Annotated in this window: 17 protein-coding genes and 1 tRNA gene; 10 read left to right on the top strand and 8 right to left on the bottom strand. The window is 70.1% G+C overall.

The features are described 5' to 3' along the window. Window positions 1–3 precede the first annotated feature (3 nt). The 7 genes from QSK30_RS22925 to rdgB all read left to right on the top strand — a co-directional run bounded on the left by QSK30_RS22925 (window position 4) and on the right by rdgB (window position 5977). A complete protein-coding gene (locus QSK30_RS22925) occupies window positions 4–954 on the top strand; it encodes a PLP-dependent cysteine synthase family protein (protein ID WP_285505684.1) in 951 nt (316 codons plus the stop codon). A gap of 30 nt (window positions 955–984) precedes the next feature. After that, the gene (locus QSK30_RS22930) at window positions 985–1446 is read left to right on the top strand and encodes an SRPBCC family protein (RefSeq protein WP_285505685.1); all 462 of its coding nucleotides are present in this window, start codon (window positions 985–987) and stop codon (window positions 1444–1446) included. A gap of 900 nt (window positions 1447–2346) precedes the next feature. Continuing rightward, window positions 2347–2988 (top strand): rhomboid family intramembrane serine protease, encoded by a 642-nt coding sequence (locus QSK30_RS22935; RefSeq protein WP_285505686.1) that lies wholly within the window; start codon window positions 2347–2349, stop codon window positions 2986–2988. Next, entirely contained in the window at window positions 2985–3785 is an 801-nt protein-coding gene (murI, locus tag QSK30_RS22940; protein ID WP_285505688.1) for a glutamate racemase, read from the top strand. The genes QSK30_RS22935 and murI overlap by 4 nt, the downstream gene beginning before the upstream one ends. A 37-nt stretch (window positions 3786–3822) precedes the next feature. Continuing rightward, complete coding sequence (locus QSK30_RS22945) at window positions 3823–4593, top strand: MBL fold metallo-hydrolase (protein ID WP_285505689.1); 771 nt, start codon at window positions 3823–3825, stop codon at window positions 4591–4593. A gap of 23 nt (window positions 4594–4616) precedes the next feature. Further along, the gene (gene rph / locus QSK30_RS22950) at window positions 4617–5378 is read left to right on the top strand and encodes a ribonuclease PH (protein WP_285505691.1); all 762 of its coding nucleotides are present in this window, start codon (window positions 4617–4619) and stop codon (window positions 5376–5378) included. After that, a complete protein-coding gene (rdgB, locus tag QSK30_RS22955) occupies window positions 5378–5977 on the top strand; it encodes an RdgB/HAM1 family non-canonical purine NTP pyrophosphatase (RefSeq protein ID WP_285505692.1) in 600 nt (199 codons plus the stop codon). Before rph ends, rdgB begins: the two co-directional genes overlap by 1 nt. A gap of 406 nt (window positions 5978–6383) precedes the next feature. Here rdgB and QSK30_RS22960 read toward each other — a convergent pair whose 3' ends face one another. From QSK30_RS22960 to smpB, 5 genes are all read right to left on the bottom strand, one after another. Then, window positions 6384–7151: a serine hydrolase gene (locus tag QSK30_RS22960; RefSeq protein ID WP_285505693.1), complete on the bottom strand. Its 768-nt coding sequence runs from the start codon at window positions 7149–7151 to the stop codon at window positions 6384–6386. A 229-nt stretch (window positions 7152–7380) separates the two neighbouring features. Continuing rightward, window positions 7381–7854, bottom strand: coding sequence for a thioredoxin-dependent thiol peroxidase (bcp, locus tag QSK30_RS22965; protein WP_285505695.1), 474 nt, complete (start codon window positions 7852–7854; stop codon window positions 7381–7383). Between the two features lie 20 nt (window positions 7855–7874). Continuing rightward, the gene (locus QSK30_RS22970) at window positions 7875–8405 is read right to left on the bottom strand and encodes a hypothetical protein (protein WP_285505697.1); all 531 of its coding nucleotides are present in this window, start codon (window positions 8403–8405) and stop codon (window positions 7875–7877) included. A 184-nt stretch (window positions 8406–8589) separates the two neighbouring features. Beyond that, on the bottom strand, window positions 8590–8772 hold the full coding sequence (locus tag QSK30_RS22975) for a hypothetical protein (RefSeq protein WP_285505698.1): 183 nt from the start codon (window positions 8770–8772) through the stop codon (window positions 8590–8592). A gap of 12 nt (window positions 8773–8784) precedes the next feature. After that, window positions 8785–9282 (bottom strand): SsrA-binding protein SmpB, encoded by a 498-nt coding sequence (gene smpB, locus QSK30_RS22980; protein ID WP_285505699.1) that lies wholly within the window; start codon window positions 9280–9282, stop codon window positions 8785–8787. A 267-nt stretch (window positions 9283–9549) separates the two neighbouring features. On the opposite strand from smpB, the gene QSK30_RS22985 reads away from it, so the two are divergent. Next, window positions 9550–10656 carry a serine hydrolase domain-containing protein gene (locus QSK30_RS22985; protein ID WP_285505700.1) on the top strand — a complete coding sequence of 369 codons (1107 nt, stop codon included), beginning with the start codon at window positions 9550–9552 and terminating at the stop codon, window positions 10654–10656. 282 nt (window positions 10657–10938) lie between these two features. On the opposite strand, the gene QSK30_RS22990 is transcribed toward QSK30_RS22985, so the two are convergent. Next, window positions 10939–11012, bottom strand: a tRNA-Leu gene (locus QSK30_RS22990). Between the two features lie 101 nt (window positions 11013–11113). On the opposite strand from QSK30_RS22990, the gene QSK30_RS22995 reads away from it, so the two are divergent. After that, window positions 11114–11335: a DUF3618 domain-containing protein gene (locus QSK30_RS22995; protein ID WP_285505701.1), complete on the top strand. Its 222-nt coding sequence runs from the start codon at window positions 11114–11116 to the stop codon at window positions 11333–11335. On the opposite strand, the gene QSK30_RS23000 is transcribed toward QSK30_RS22995, so the two are convergent. Then, complete coding sequence (locus QSK30_RS23000; protein WP_285505702.1) at window positions 11332–11658, bottom strand: hypothetical protein; 327 nt, start codon at window positions 11656–11658, stop codon at window positions 11332–11334. The genes QSK30_RS22995 and QSK30_RS23000 overlap by 4 nt on opposite strands. Window positions 11659–11783: 125 nt before the next feature. Next, complete coding sequence (locus tag QSK30_RS23005) at window positions 11784–12392, bottom strand: TetR/AcrR family transcriptional regulator (protein ID WP_285505731.1); 609 nt, start codon at window positions 12390–12392, stop codon at window positions 11784–11786. Between the two features lie 122 nt (window positions 12393–12514). Between QSK30_RS23005 and QSK30_RS23010 the strand changes: the two genes are divergently transcribed. Continuing rightward, window positions 12515–14014, top strand: coding sequence for a flavin-containing monooxygenase (locus QSK30_RS23010; RefSeq protein WP_285505703.1), 1500 nt, complete (start codon window positions 12515–12517; stop codon window positions 14012–14014). The last annotated feature ends 464 nt before the right edge of the window (window positions 14015–14478 follow it).

The following is a 14478-nucleotide window of genomic DNA, read 5'->3' on the forward strand; positions in this document are numbered from 1 at the left end:
CCAGTGGCTCGGTACGACTCGCTCATCGATGCCCTCGGCAACACCCCGTTGGTGGGTCTGCCCACGCTCTCGCCGTCGGACCGGGTGCGGCTGTGGGCCAAGCTCGAGGACCGCAACCCGACCGGCTCCATCAAGGACCGCCCGGCCCTGGCCATGGTCGAGGCGGCCGAGCGCGACGGTCGGCTGCTGCCCGGGGCGACGATCCTGGAGCCGACCTCGGGCAACACCGGCATCTCGCTGGCCATGGCCGCCAAGCTCAAGGGCTACGGCCTGGTCTGCGTGATGCCGGAGAACACCTCCGAGGAGCGCAAGCAGCTGCTGCAGGCCTACGGCGCCCGGATCGTGTTCAGCCCGGCGGCGGGCGGCAGCAACGAGGCCGTCCGCCGGGCCAAGGAGCTGGCCGAGCAGCACCCGGACTGGGTGATGCTCTACCAGTACGGCAACCCGGACAACGCGGCCGCGCACTACCGGGGCACCGGCCCGGAGATCCTGCGCGACCTGCCCCAGATCACCCACTTCGTGGCGGGCCTGGGCACGACGGGCACGCTGGTCGGGGTGGGCCGGTACCTGCGAGAGCAGAAGCCGGACGTCCAGATCATCGCCGCCGAGCCGCGCTACGGGGAGCTGGTCTACGGCCTGCGCAACCTCGACGAGGGCTTCGTACCGGAGCTCTACGACCCGTCTGTGCTGACCGGCCGGTACTCGGTCGGTTCCTACGACGCACTGCGCCGGACCCGGCAGCTGCTGGAGACCGAGGGCATCTTCGCGGGCATCTCCACCGGCGCCATCCTGCACGCGGCCCTCGCCGTGGCCGAGAAGGTCGCGGGCACGGGGGAGTCGGCGGACATCGTGTTCGTCGTCTGCGACGGAGGTTGGAAGTACCTGTCCACCGGTGCCTACAGCGGCACCCTGGACCAGGCGTCGGAGGAGCTGGACGGCCACCTCTGGGCGTAGCCACCGGACTGGTGCGGCTAAGTTGTGCCCGTGATCGAGGTACACCGGACCGGGCGCATCCCGGCACCTGTCGAACAGGTGTGGTCGGTGGTGTCGGACGCCCGACGCGCATCGGACTGGTTCAGCTTCGCCGAGCGCACGGACGTGCTCTCCGGCGCGGGCAAGGGCGAGAAGCGCCGCCAGTACGGGCGTTGGGGGCGACGGACCTCGGAGATCGACCAAGAGGTCATCGAGTTCGCGCCCCCGCTCTCGATCGCCTGGAAGCACACGGCTGAGCGGATGGACGGGAAACCCGCGCCGGTCTTCGCCTCGGCATCGGTGTTCCGGATCGACCTGGAGGCCGATGGTGAGGAGACGGTGGTGCACTTGCGGACTCAGCAGTTGCCCGCTGATGGGTTGAAGCGGATCGCCATGCGGGTGTTCGGGAACTCGGATATCTCGCGGCGGATGGAGGAGTCGCTGATCCGGCTCGTTCGCGCTGTCTCTTCTTGATGCTGCTGCTGTGGTTGGCGTCTTGTTGTCGTCTTTTGGTTGCCGTCTTCGTTGCCCGAGTTACAAGCGGGGCTCGATCTAGTGAACTCACTTCGCGCGGGGCCCCTAGAGCACCGCGGTGGCGAAAAAAGGGCGGGTGAAGGGCATCCCCACCACACGGCAAGTTTAGCGGTACTCCTCCCCCACACGAAGCGAGTCCACTAGATCGAGCATCCGTAGCGGGTGTTGCGTTCCAGCGTGGTCGGCCTCACCGCTGCGGTTTGGTGGGCGCTAGGCAGGTGGGTTGAAGTTCTCGAATCGCTTTTTCTCGGCCCCCACTGACGTGCTGGATTGGGTGGAGTGGCTTTGTTTGGGGAGAAAAGAGGCGCTAGCCTGGCTCCGGCGTGGGTGATCCCTTTCCCACCCGCTTCACCCCGGCGCCTCTTTTCTTAGGGGCCCCGAACAAAGCCACTCCACCCAATCCAGCCCTGCGCCGGAACCCGCCCACCCCACCGGGCACCCAGTCCCTGCCCCCGCCAGAACCCAACCGCGCCACCAGCGCAAGTCCGCTTCCGTCGCAACCCAGCCACCCCACCGGGCACCCAGACCCCCATCCCCGCCAAAACCCAACCACTCCACCAGCGCCAAGTCCGCTTCCGCCGGAACCAGGACCACCCACTGGGCACCCAGACCCCGCCCCAGGGAGAACCCAACCCCGCCACCGGGACCAAGTCCGCTTCCGCCGGAACCCAGCCAGCCCACCAAGCACCCAGGCCCCGACCCAACCACCCCACCGGCACCAAGTCCGGCTCCACCGCACCCCAGCCACCCCGAGGCCACCCCCGCCCGCAAGCCCCAGACCAGGGCCGAATCAGGGTCAACCCCGATCCACCCCACCCCCCAACCACGTACGCTCGACCCGTGAGCACCCAACCCGTCAAGCGTGACGCGGCCAGGATCCTGCCGCCCAGGCCCGCGCAGGCGGCCATCGTGGTGGCCGCGTTCACCGGTCTGCTCTACCTGGTCGAGATCATCGACGCGATCCTGCCCGCCAACCTGGAGCAGAACGGCATCGTGCCGCGCAGCCTGGGTGGGCTCGACGGGATCCTCTGGGCCCCGCTGCTGCACGGCGGCTGGGACCACCTCATCGGCAACACGGTGCCGCTGCTGGTGTTCGCGTTCCTCGCGATGGCCAACGGGCTGTCCCAGTGGGTCGCGGTGACCGCGACCATCTGGCTGGTCAGCGGGATCGGTGTCTGGCTCACCGGGGACGGCGGCTCGGTCACCATCGGTGCCTCCGGGCTGTGCTTCGGCTGGTTGCTGTTCCTGCTGGTGCGCGGCCTGTTCAACCGCAGCCTCCTGCAGCTCGGGCTCGCCGTCGTCCTGCTCCTGTACTGGGGCACCATGCTCTTCGGGGTGCTCCCCGGCGACCCGCGCATCTCCTGGCAGGGCCACCTGTTCGGCGCGCTCGGTGGTGTTCTCGCCGCCTGGCTGGTCTCGCTCGGCAACCGCGCCACCGCGCCCGGGCCGAGTCCGAGTCCGGGTGCCGGTCCCATCCTGTGAGTCCGGACGCGCCGATCGGGATCTTCGACTCGGGAGTCGGGGGGTTGACCGTCGCCCGGTCCATCCTCGACCAGCTCCCGCACGAGCGGCTGCGCTACGTGGGCGACACCGCCAACAACCCTTACGGACCAAGGCCGATCGCGCAGGTCCGTGAGCTCACCCTGGCCATCACCGACGAGCTGGTCGGCAGCGGCGTCAAGATGCTGGTGCTGGCCTGCAACACCGCGTCGGCCGCGTGCCTGCGGGACGCGCGTGAGCGCTACGACATCCCGGTGGTCGAGGTCGTGGTGCCCGCCGCCCGCCGGGCCGCGTCGGCCACCCGGTCCGGGCGGGTTGGGGTGATCGGCACCGCGGGCACCATCCGCTCGCGCGCCTACGACGACGCCCTGGCGGCGGCGCCCGGGGTGACGCTCACCGGTTCGGCGTGCCCGAGGTTCGTCGACTTCGTGGAGCGCGGGATCACCTCGGGCCGCCAGATCCTCGGCCTGGCCCAGACCTACCTCGAACCGCTGCAACAGGCCGCTGTGGACACGGTTGTGCTCGGCTGCACGCACTACCCGCTGCTGACCGGTGTCATCCAGGTCGTGCTGGGGCCGGATGTCACGCTGGTGTCCAGTGCGGAGGAGTGCGCCAAGGACGTCTACCGGGTGCTCACCGAGACCGGTCTGCTCGCCGAGGACGAGGGCGAGCCGCGGCACGAGTTCGGCGCCACCGGGCCCGCGGAACCGTTCCACCGGCTGGCGCACCGCTTCCTCGGCCTCAACCCGTCGAGTTTCGCCTCACCCGCCCTAGGGTGATCGTCTTCTCGATACCCGCTGTGACAGGCTGTCCGGTGTGCTGTTGACCGTTCTCGGCTGTTCCGGAAGCGTTCCCGGACCCAACGCCCCGTCATCCGGTTACCTGCTCGAGGCGGACGGCTTCCTGCTCGGTGTCGAGCTCGGCAGCGGCACCTTCGCGGCGCTGCAGGCGGTCCGCGACCCGTTCGCGCTGGACGCGGTGCTGTTCTCGCACCTGCACGCCGACCACTGCGCGGATTTCGCCTCCCTGACGGTGTGGCGCCGCTACCACCCGGCCCCGTCCCGCGACCCGCGGCTGCACCGCCTGCCGGTGTACGCGCCGCGGGAGGCCCCCACCCGGTTCGCGGGCGCATACGCGACCAGCGATGCCGAGCGCGCTGTCACGGATCTGTCCGATGTGTTCGACTTCCGTCCACTGGCACCCGGGCCATTCCACATCGGACCGTTCGAGGTGGTGGCGACGACCGCCGCGCACCCGTGCGAGTCCTACAGCTTCCGGATCACCCACGGCGGCAGCACTTTCCTCTACACCGGCGACACCGGCGCGTGCGCCCCGGTGACCGAACTGGCGAAGGGCGCGCGGACCATCCTCGCCGAGGCGTCCTGGACCCACGACGCCGCGGTCGTCCCCGACCTGCACCTGTCCGGCCGCGAGGCGGGCGAGCTCGCCGCGGCCGCGGCCGCCGCCCGGCTGCTGCTCACCCACGTTCCGCCGTGGACCGACCCGGCCGAGGTCCTCGCCGAGGCCCGCGCGGTCTTCGACGGCGAGGTCGTGCTGGTCGAGCAGGGCGCGGTCTACGAGGTCTAGCGGCGGGCTCTAGGCTGGCCGTCGTGGCGAGAAGCGACGGCAGGACAGACGGCCAGCTCAGGGACATCAAGCTCACCCGCGGCTACCAGGACTGGCCAGCGGGCTCGGTGCTGGTGGAGTTCGGCCGCACCAGGGTGCTCTGCGCGGCCAGCGTCACCGAGGGCGTGCCCCGGTGGCGCAAGGGTTCGGGCCTCGGCTGGGTGACCGCCGAGTACGCGATGCTGCCCTCGGCGACCAACACCCGCGGCGAGCGCGAGTCCATCAAGGGCCGCGTCGGCGGCCGCACGCACGAGATCAGCAGGCTGATCGGCCGGTCGCTGCGCGCCTGCATCGACCTGGCCGCCCTGGGCGAGAACACCATCCACCTCGACTGCGACGTCATCCAGGCCGACGGCGGCACCCGCACCGCGGCCATCACCGGCGCCTACGTGGCCCTGGCCGACGCGGTGACCTACCTGGCCGCGGCGGGCAAGCTGGCCGACCCCCAGCCGCTGTCCTGCGCGGTCTCCGCGGTCAGCGTCGGCGTGGTCGGCGGCCGGGTCCGCCTGGACCTGCCGTACGAGGAGGACGCCCGCGCCGAGGTCGACATGAACGTCGTGGCGACCGACGCGGGCACCCTGATCGAGGTCCAGGGCACCGGCGAGGGCGCCACCTTCGCCCGATCCACCCTCGACGCCATGCTCGACCTGGCCATGGCGGGCTGCGCCGAGCTGAACCGGATCCAGGCCGCCGCCCTGGCCCTGCCCTACCCCGGCACCCTGCCCGAACCCAAGGCGGGCAAGTGATGACCCGGGTCCTGCTGGCGAGCCGCAACGCCAAGAAGCTGGCCGAGCTCCGCCGCATCCTGGCCGCGGCGGCGGTGTCGAACGTCGAGATCGTCGGCCTGGACGACGTCCCGGCCTTCCCGGACGCCCCGGAGACCGGCGCCACGTTCGAGGAGAACGCCCTCGCCAAGGCCCGCGACGGCGCCCGGGAGACCGGCTTGCCCACGATCGCCGACGACTCGGGCATCGCGATCGACGCCCTCAACGGGATGCCCGGCGTGCTCTCGGCCCGCTGGTCCGGCAGGCACGGCGACGACCAGGCGAACCTGGACCTGGTCCTGGCCCAGCTGAACGACGTCCCGGATGAGCGCCGGGGCGGCGGGTTCGTCTGCGCGATCGCACTCGTGCAGCCGGACGGCGCGGAGATCACCCTTCGTGCCGACTGGCGTGGGACTGTTGTCCGGGAACCCAGCGGCACCAATGGGTTCGGCTACGACCCGATCTTCGTGCCGGAGGGGTATTCGGTGACTTCGGCTGAGCTGAGCCCGGGCGAGAAGGATGCGGTCTCACATCGGGGCCAGGCGTTGGCGTTGCTCCTGCCGCACTTGAAGGCTCTGTAGCCCTACCCCGCTGGTACCCCCACCACCAGACCGCAGCCGACGGCCGCCCCACCAGACCGCAGCGGATAGGCCGACCCCGCTGGAACGCAAGTCCCGCTACGGATGCTCGATCTGGTGGACTCGCTTCGTGTGGGGGGAGAGCACCGCTAAACTTGCCGGTGGTGGGGAATGCCCTTCACCCGCCCTTTTTTCACCACCGCGGTGCTCTAGGGGCCCCGCGCGAAGTGAGTTCACTAGATCGAGCCCACGCTCTTACCCGGGCAACCGAGGCGGCTACTCGGGCAACCGAGGCGGCGCCCCCGAGCCCCGCTTCTAACCCGGGCAACGAAGACGGCAACCCCCGCACAAGCAACGAAGACGGCAACCCCCGCACGAGCAACGAAGACGGGTCCCCAGCGGCGAGAGTTCAAGGTGCGAGTAAAGGGCTCAAGACCCGCGCCCCCGCGGTCACGGCTCGCGTCGCTACTGCGAAGCGTGTCGATAGCGGGTGTTCTGTCAGCAATACCACTACGTACCGCCATCCCGGTCCCACCAGCCCGGTGCTGTGCACGACGATGTCCCTCGCGCTGTTCGACCATCCCTGTTTGATGGCCCATTCGACAGAAATCCCGTCTGGGATGCCGAAGTGCTGGTCGAATCCGTCTGCGGCTTGCCGTGGCGCCGATGCGAGTGCGTCCACCACCAGTTCTCGGTCGGCCGTGGGCAATCGCAGCACGTACTCGTAGATCCGCAGGACATCCCGTGCGGTCAGCAGGACATCCCCCCACTGCCTGGGGTTCGTCGGTGGCCGGGTGCCTCGGAGTCCAATTACCCGGGCAGTCCGTGTGACCAAAGCCGATCCGCCCTGCGTCATCCAGAACGCGCTGGCTGTGCCGTCGTCGGATAGGCGCAGCATCATTGCTACTCGTTTGCGGGTGGCTGCGTCGGCTCCGTCGGCGAGTACGTCGATCGCGATCAGCAGTTTCACCAGTGAAGCGGATCTGAACTGCCGGTCGGCCAACACCGACAGCAGTTCGGTCCCGGTTGTGCGGTCGAAGACCACGATGCCGACCGTGGCCTGCTTTGCCACCCCGCGCACCGCCACTGTGACGGCCTTCGGGTCGAAGGCCGCAGGCGGGGCAGGTGTGGGCACCTTCACCACCGCAGGCGGCGCCACTGATGCCACCGATGTCACCACGACAGTCTGTGGGGCGATCGCGAGAACCGCTTTCCCCGCCGCAGGCGCGCGCTCGGCGCACCCGGACAGTGCCGTTGAGGACAGCACCAACAAGCTCGACAGAGCCAAGACCCGTGTTCGACGCACGGCGTGAATACGCCGTGCCCGAACCGGAAAGTTGACCCGTTAGTGGGACAACTTCCCAGCTCAGCGGCCCCCTACGGCGCACTGCCGCGCTGGGTTGTCCTCAGATCTTGAGGTCCTTGCGCAGCTTCGCCACGTGTCCGGTCGCGCGCACGTTGTACAGCGCGTGGGCGATCTTGCCCTCCGGGTCGACCACGAACGTCGAGCGGATCACGCCGGTCACCGTCTTGCCGTAGAGCTGCTTCTCGCCGTACGCGCCATAGGCCGTGAGCACCGCGCGGTCGACGTCGGAGAGCAGTGGGAAGGTCAGGCCCTCGTCGGCGACGAACTTGGCCAGTTTGGCGGGCTTGTCCGGCGAGACACCCAGCACCGCGAAGCCCGCGTCGTTCAGCTCGGTGAGGTTGTCCCGGAAGTCGCACGCCTGCTTGGTGCAGCCCGGTGTCGCGGCGGCCGGGTAGAAGTACAGGACGACCGACTGGCCGCGGAAGTCGGAGAGCGACACCTCGGTGCCCGTGCTGTCGGGCAGGGTGAACTCGGGGGCCTGATCGCCGGTGGCGAGCCGGTTCTGCTCAGTCATGCCGTGACGCTAGCGCGCCGCTAGGCCAGCCCGTCGAACACGGTCACCATCGTCGCGCCCGCCGGGTCCGGCTGGGCGCTGACCTGCACCTCGGCCTTCTCCTCGGGCACCGCGAAGGCGACCGAGAACCGGGTGCTGCGCCCCGGCGGCACGTCGGCGGCGCCGACCACCCCGGAGTAGCCCTGGGTGGAGTCGATCACCTGCTGGGTCTTGGCGCCGTTGGCCATCGCCGAGAGCGAGAGCAGGGTCGGTCGGTAGGCGCTGGTGCCGTTGTTGACCACGGTCATCTCGAAGCCGATCGCGCGGACCGCCTCGGGGTAGGCCGAGTCGGCCGGGACGAACGACTTGGGCGCGGACAGCGTGATGGTCAGCCCGTTGCCCAGCGGCCTGCGTTCCCCGCTGCGCGGCGGCACACCGGACTGCGCCAGCTCCTCGCTCGCGGTGCTCGGTGCGGGCTGGTCGGCCGACGCCGTGTACGCGGGGCCCCCGCCGCACCCGGTGAGGACCACCAGGAGGGCGCAGAGGGCGCCCGCCAGTCCGACGGTCTTCACGGTCGTGTGCCTCTTCCTGACTGGGGACTCGGAGTGGTACTGGTCCACCATGACGGGCGATCGGGGCCCGCCGCGAACCGAACGGGCCGTCGAGTCGCACCTGGTGTCGCACTGTGGCCGAGCTGTGATCACCGGTACACCCGCGGTGATCGCCGCCACTGCGCTCGGTGCGGGTCGGGGGTGCTCAGGCGGCCAGCGCGAAGAACAGGACCAGCACCCCGATGGCGAACAGCCAGGCCGCGATCAGCCAGCCGAAGTCCTTCCACGGGGAGACCGCGCCGTCGTCCTCGCCGGGCACGAAGACCCCGCGCTCCTCGAACCGGTCGACCAGTCGCAGGAGCGCGGTGAACACCCGGGGAGCCCGCACACGCCGATGGTGTCACGCCCGCCCGGCGGCCCGCCGCTGCCCCTTGACGTGCCGGGAGAAGGCCCGCTCGATCTCCCGGTTGGCGTCGCGGGTGGCCAGGTCCTGGCGCTTGTCCCAGGTCTTCTTGCCGCGCACCAGCCCCAGCTCGACCTTCGCCCGGCCGTCGGAGAAGTACATCGACAGCGGGACCAGCGACAGCCCGCTCTCGTGCACCCGGGTGTCCAGCTTGTCGATCTCGCGGCGGTGCAGCAGCAGCTTGCGCACCCGCAGCGGGGCGTGATTGGTCCAGGTGCCCAGCGCGTACTCGCCGATGTGCAGCCCGCGCAACCACACCTCGCCGTCGTCGATCGTTGCGAAAGCGTCCACAAGGGACACTCGGCCCAGGCGCAGGCTCTTCACCTCGGTGCCGACCAGCACCATCCCGGCCTCGACCGTGTCGAGCACCGCGTAGTCGTGCCGCGCCCGCCGGTTGGTCGCGATCGTCGACGACAGCCCGCCCTTGCCCTTCATGCCCGCGACGGTAGCGCCCCGGTGCCCGATCCGCCGAGACCTTTACCGGGCGCGCGGGCCGCGGTCGCGGGTATGACTGGAGGTGTGCGGGCGAAACCATTGGGGGACAACGGAAAAATGGCTCCTCGGTCCGGTTTCCGCCGGTCTGGCCGCTGATCGCGACTACCCCTGCGGGATGAGCGCCGAGCCATCCCCGGGACGGTCGCCCGCGCGCCGCGGCCACCGGAGACTCGGTGGCCACGATCTCACCGAACGAGGGGAAACCGAATGCGCAAGGGGACAACGATCGGGCTGGTGGCCGTCCTGGCCGCGAGCCTGGCGGTGGGGGTGGCGGCCCCGGCGGCCGCCGAGCGCGGCAGCCGGATCGACCGCCGCGTCGTCCAGGCCGCCCTGGACAAGCTGGTCACCGACGGCGCGGCCGGGGTGCAGGTGCGGGTCACCGACGGCCGGGACCGGTTCACCGCCCGGGCCGGGGTCGCCGAGCTCGGCACCAACCGGCCGGTGCCGCTGGACGGGCGGTTCCGCGCGGGCAGCATCACCAAGGTCCTGACCTCGACGGTGGTGCTCCAGCTCGTCGGCGAGGGCAAGGTCGGCCTCGACACCGCGGTGTCGGCCTACCTGCCCGGCCTGCTCCGCGACGGCGACCGGATCACCGTGCGGCAGCTGCTCCAGCACACCAGCGGCCTCTACAACTACACCGACGCCCTGCCACTGGAGCCCGACGAGTTCGAGGCCATCCGCTACCGCCACTGGCAGCCGCGGGAGTTCGTCGACATCGCCAACGCGCACCCGCCCGTCTTCGCGCCCGGGACGGCCTACGAGTACTCCAACACCAACTACATCGTCGCGGGCCTGCTCATCGAGAGGGTCACCCGGCAGTCCTACGAGCGCGCCGTCGAGCAGCGCGTCCTGCGCCCGCTGGGGCTGCGCGACACCAGCGTGCCGGACCGCGCGCTGGACATCCAGGGCCCGCACGCGCACGGCTACACCGCCCTGGCGGGCAGGCCCAACGACATCACCCGGCTCAGCCCGTCCATCGCGGGTTCGGCGGGCGCGCTGGTCAGCACCACCGCCGACCTCGACCGGGTCATCGACGCCCTGCTCGACGGGCGGCTGCTCGCCCCGGCCCAGCTCGCCGAGATGACGAAGGTGCTGCCGTTCACCAACGGCTACGGCCTCGGCCTGGCGGTCACCCCGTCGCCCTGCGGCGTCGAGACCTGGGGCCACCCGGGCGGCATCGCCGGGTACGCGAGTGTGGTGCTCAGCACCCGCGACACCCACACCCGCCTGGAGGTGTCGGTGACCACCGCTCCCACCCCGGGGCAGTTCGCGGGCCTGTCAGAGCTGCTCAACGAGGTCTTCTGCCCCGCCTGACCCCCTGGAGGCCGCTTCGCCCCGGCGGATGCCCCCGCCGGGCCGGAGCCCCTCACCCAGGCCCCACCAACCCAGCACACCGCCGTGCCCGATGAGCCCCTGGTTCGGCGCCGATCGCACCCCGACCACCCCGATGCGATCGGCGAAGCCGTGAGCGAGCCCCCACCCAGCCGCGCTGGAACAGCCGCCTGCCGCACCGTGGGGGTCTGGGGGCTCGGTCCCCAGGACGAAAGACGGACGACCCGGCCCGCGCACTCCGCGGGCACGGGTCGTCCGAGTCCGTGGGCCCGGAGAGACTCGAACTCTCACTGGCACGGACCTAAACCGTGTGCCTCTGCCAATTGGGCTACGGGCCCGTCCACGAACGCGACCAGACTAACGGCGTGGCCCGTGCGCGCGGCGCCAGGTCCGTGATCTACCGTGGTGCCCGCCGACGGCTTGCTTCCTAGGAGGACACGTGGCCCGTGACCCCGACACCATCCAGCGCGAGATCGAGCAGGCGCGCGACGCGCTGGCCGCGACGCTGGACCAGCTCGGTACCAAGGCGAGCCCCAAGCGGCTGGTCGACAACGCCAAGACCAGCGCGCGCTCCAAGCTCGACGATCCGCGGGTGAAGTACGCGCTGATCGGCGTGGGTGTGCTGGTCGGCCTGCTGGTCGTGCGCAGGCTCTTCCGCTAGGCGAGTGCCACGGGCGGCGGCGCGTCCTTCTTGTCGCCGTCCGCGGCCCCGTCCGGGCCCGGCTCGGGTGCCGGGGCCTCCTCGGACCTGCCCAGCCGGGCGGTCAGGTAGGCCGCGGTGAAGCTCACCGCGTCCCCCTGGAGCGTGTGCACCACGGTGCGCAGCTCCTCACCCGGGGTGAGCTTCTCGACCAGCTGGTCCGCCCGGTCGCGGGCGGCGATCAGGCCGGGCGCGGTGGCGGTGAGGGTCTTGCCCTTCGCGGTGACCTCGACTGTCCAGTCGTCGCCGTCGGGCGTGTAGTTCGCCAGGATCGGTTCGAACATCGTTCGCCCCTCCTACTTCCGGTCCGCGGGGAGCGACACCTCCCCGCATGTGTGGCAGCTAACCCAACGGGACCGGATCCCGCTCGTCGGCGGGCGCGGCTAGCAGGGAACTTCCGAATTGGACACTACCCGTGCGGGCGATTCCCGGTGTCCACAGTGGTGATCATCGCACCGAGCCCGGTCCACAGTGTCCGCATCAGGTAGTCGGCCGCTTGCTCCGCGCTGACCTCGTCCTCGTTGACGTACCAGAGGGACAGCCGCTCGCAGGCGCCGACCACGATCTGCGCCGCCGCCTCCAGGTCGCGGCGCGGCGCGTCCGGCAGGAACGCCGTGAACAGCGCGATGTCGATCTCCACCTGCTCCTGCCTGCCCGCCTCGATCTCCTCGGCGGCGGCGGGACCGGCCACGGCGGCCTCGTTGCGCAGCATCAGCGCCCACGAGCGCCTGCGCGCGTCGGTGAACTCGAAGAAGGCCACCAGCCCCCGACGCAGCGCGTCCTCGGCGCTCTGGGCGCCCACCACGGCGTCGGTGGTGACCTTCGCCAGCTCCGCCCGCGCCTGCCGGATGCAGGCGACGAGCAGGCCCTCCTTGGAGCCGAAGTACTCGTAGATCATCGGCTTGGAGACCCCGCACCGCTCGGCGATGTCGTCCATCGAGGCGGCGAGGAACCCGCGTTCGGCGAAGATGTCCTCGGCGACGGTCATCATCTGCCGCTCGCGCTCGGCCCGCGGCATCCGGCGCCTGCGCTCGGCCTTGCCCTCGGTCGTGGTCACGGGATTGACTCTACCGCAAGTAACCTACTTGAAGTAAGGTTGACGGCGGGTAACAGGAAAGCCTGACAGGGAGGACCAGCCAGATGGGCAAGCTCATCCACACCGGTGTGGTGGTCGTCGGTACCGGTTTCTCCGGCATGGGGATGGCCATCCAACTGCGCAAGGAGGGCCGCGAGGACTTCGTCGTGCTCGAGAAGGCGAACGACTTCGGCGGCACCTGGCGGGACAACACCTACCCCGGCTGCGCCTGCGACATCCAGTCGCACATGTACTCGTTCTCCTTCGAGCAGAAAGCCGACTGGACCCGCTCCTACGCCCCACAGCCCGAGATCTGGCAGTACATGCGCGACGTCGCGGCCAAGTGGGGCCTGTCCCGCTATACCCGCTTCGGCGTCGAGGTCACCGGCGCCCGCTGGGACGCCGAGCAGAACCGCTGGCAGGTGAGCACCCGGGGCGGCGACACCTACGTGACCCGCTTCCTGGTCGCGGGCATCGGCGCGCTGCACCTCCCGTCGATCCCGGACCTGCCCGGCATCGAGAAGTTCGCGGGCAAGGCGTTCCACTCGGCGCGGTGGGACCACGGCTACGACCTCAAGGGCAAGCGCGTCGCGGTGATCGGCACCGGCGCCAGCGCGATCCAGTTCGTCCCCCAGATCGCCCCCGAGGTCGCGGAGCTGACGCTGTTCCAGCGCACCGCGCCGTGGGTGATGCCCAAGCCCGACCACGCCATGCCCGCGTGGTCGCAGCAGGCGTTCGCCAAGGTCCCCGGCGCCCAGCGCGCCTACCGGCACCTGCTGTACTGGATCAACGAGGTCCGCGCCGTCGGTTTCAACGGCCACCAGGGCATCCTCAAGTACGCCTCCAAGCTGGCGGCCCACAACATCAAGCGCTCGGTGCAGGACCCGGTCCTGGCCGCGAAGCTGACGCCCGACTACGTCATGGGCTGCAAGCGCGTGCTGATCTCCAACGACTACTACCCGACCTTCAACCGCCCCAACGTCCACCTCGACACCGAGGGCGTGGCCGAGGTCCGGGAGCACTCGATCGTCGGCAAGGACGGCCGGGAGCACGAGGTCGACGCCATCATCTACGGCACCGGCTTCCACGTGACCGACTCCTTCGACTACCTCGACATCACCGGCCGCGACGGCCTGGACCTGGCCAAGCAGTGGCGGGACAACGGCATCAACACGCACATGGGCATCAACGTCGCGGGCTTCCCGAACCTGTTCTTCCTCCTCGGCCCGAACACCGGCCTCGGCCACAACTCGGTGGTCTTCATGATCGAGTCCCAAATCCGCTACGTGGCCGACGCACTGCGGCTGACCGACAAGCACCAGGCGGACGCGATCGACGTCCGGCACAGCGCACAGGACAAGTTCAACGCGGAGGTCCAGCGAAAACTGGCGGACGGCGTCTGGACTAAGGGTGGCTGCACCAGCTGGTACCTGGACTCCCAGGGCGTGAACCGGACGATCTGGCCCGGATTCACCTGGCGGTACTGGATGCAGACCCGAAAGGTGGACCCGGCGAACTTCGAACTGATCACGCGGGCCCGGTCGAGGGAGACTGCAGGCGTCTGACCAGCATTTATCCTGGCTCCTGGCTCCTGGCTCCTGGCTCCTGGCTCCTGGCTCCTGGCTCCTGGCTCCTGCCACCCGGCCACCCGGCCACCCGGCCACCCGGCCGCCCGGCGGATTCTCCCCATTCTATTGTTTTCTCCGGGAGAAAGCCGAGTTGCGCCAAGCGTGACCCGCCTGCCCGAGTGCTGGATTGGGTGGACTCGCTTTGTTTGGGGAGAGAAGAGGCGCTAGCCTGGTTGAGGCGTGGGTGATCCCTTTCCCACCCGCTTCACCCCGGCGCCTCTTCTCTTAGGGGCCCCGAACAAAGCGAGTCCACCCAATCCAGCATCTCCGCCTGACGTGCGCTGCGGGCAACCTCGTACAGGTTGCCCGAGTAAGAGCGGGGCTCGATCTAGCGAACTCACTTCGCGCGAGGCCCCTAGAGCACCGCGGTGGGGAAAAAGCGTGGGGTGAAGGGCATCCCC

The sequence above is a fragment of the Actinokineospora sp. NBRC 105648 genome (assembly GCF_030269645.1).
In the GTDB taxonomy this organism is placed as follows: Bacteria; Actinomycetota; Actinomycetes; order Mycobacteriales; family Pseudonocardiaceae; genus Actinokineospora.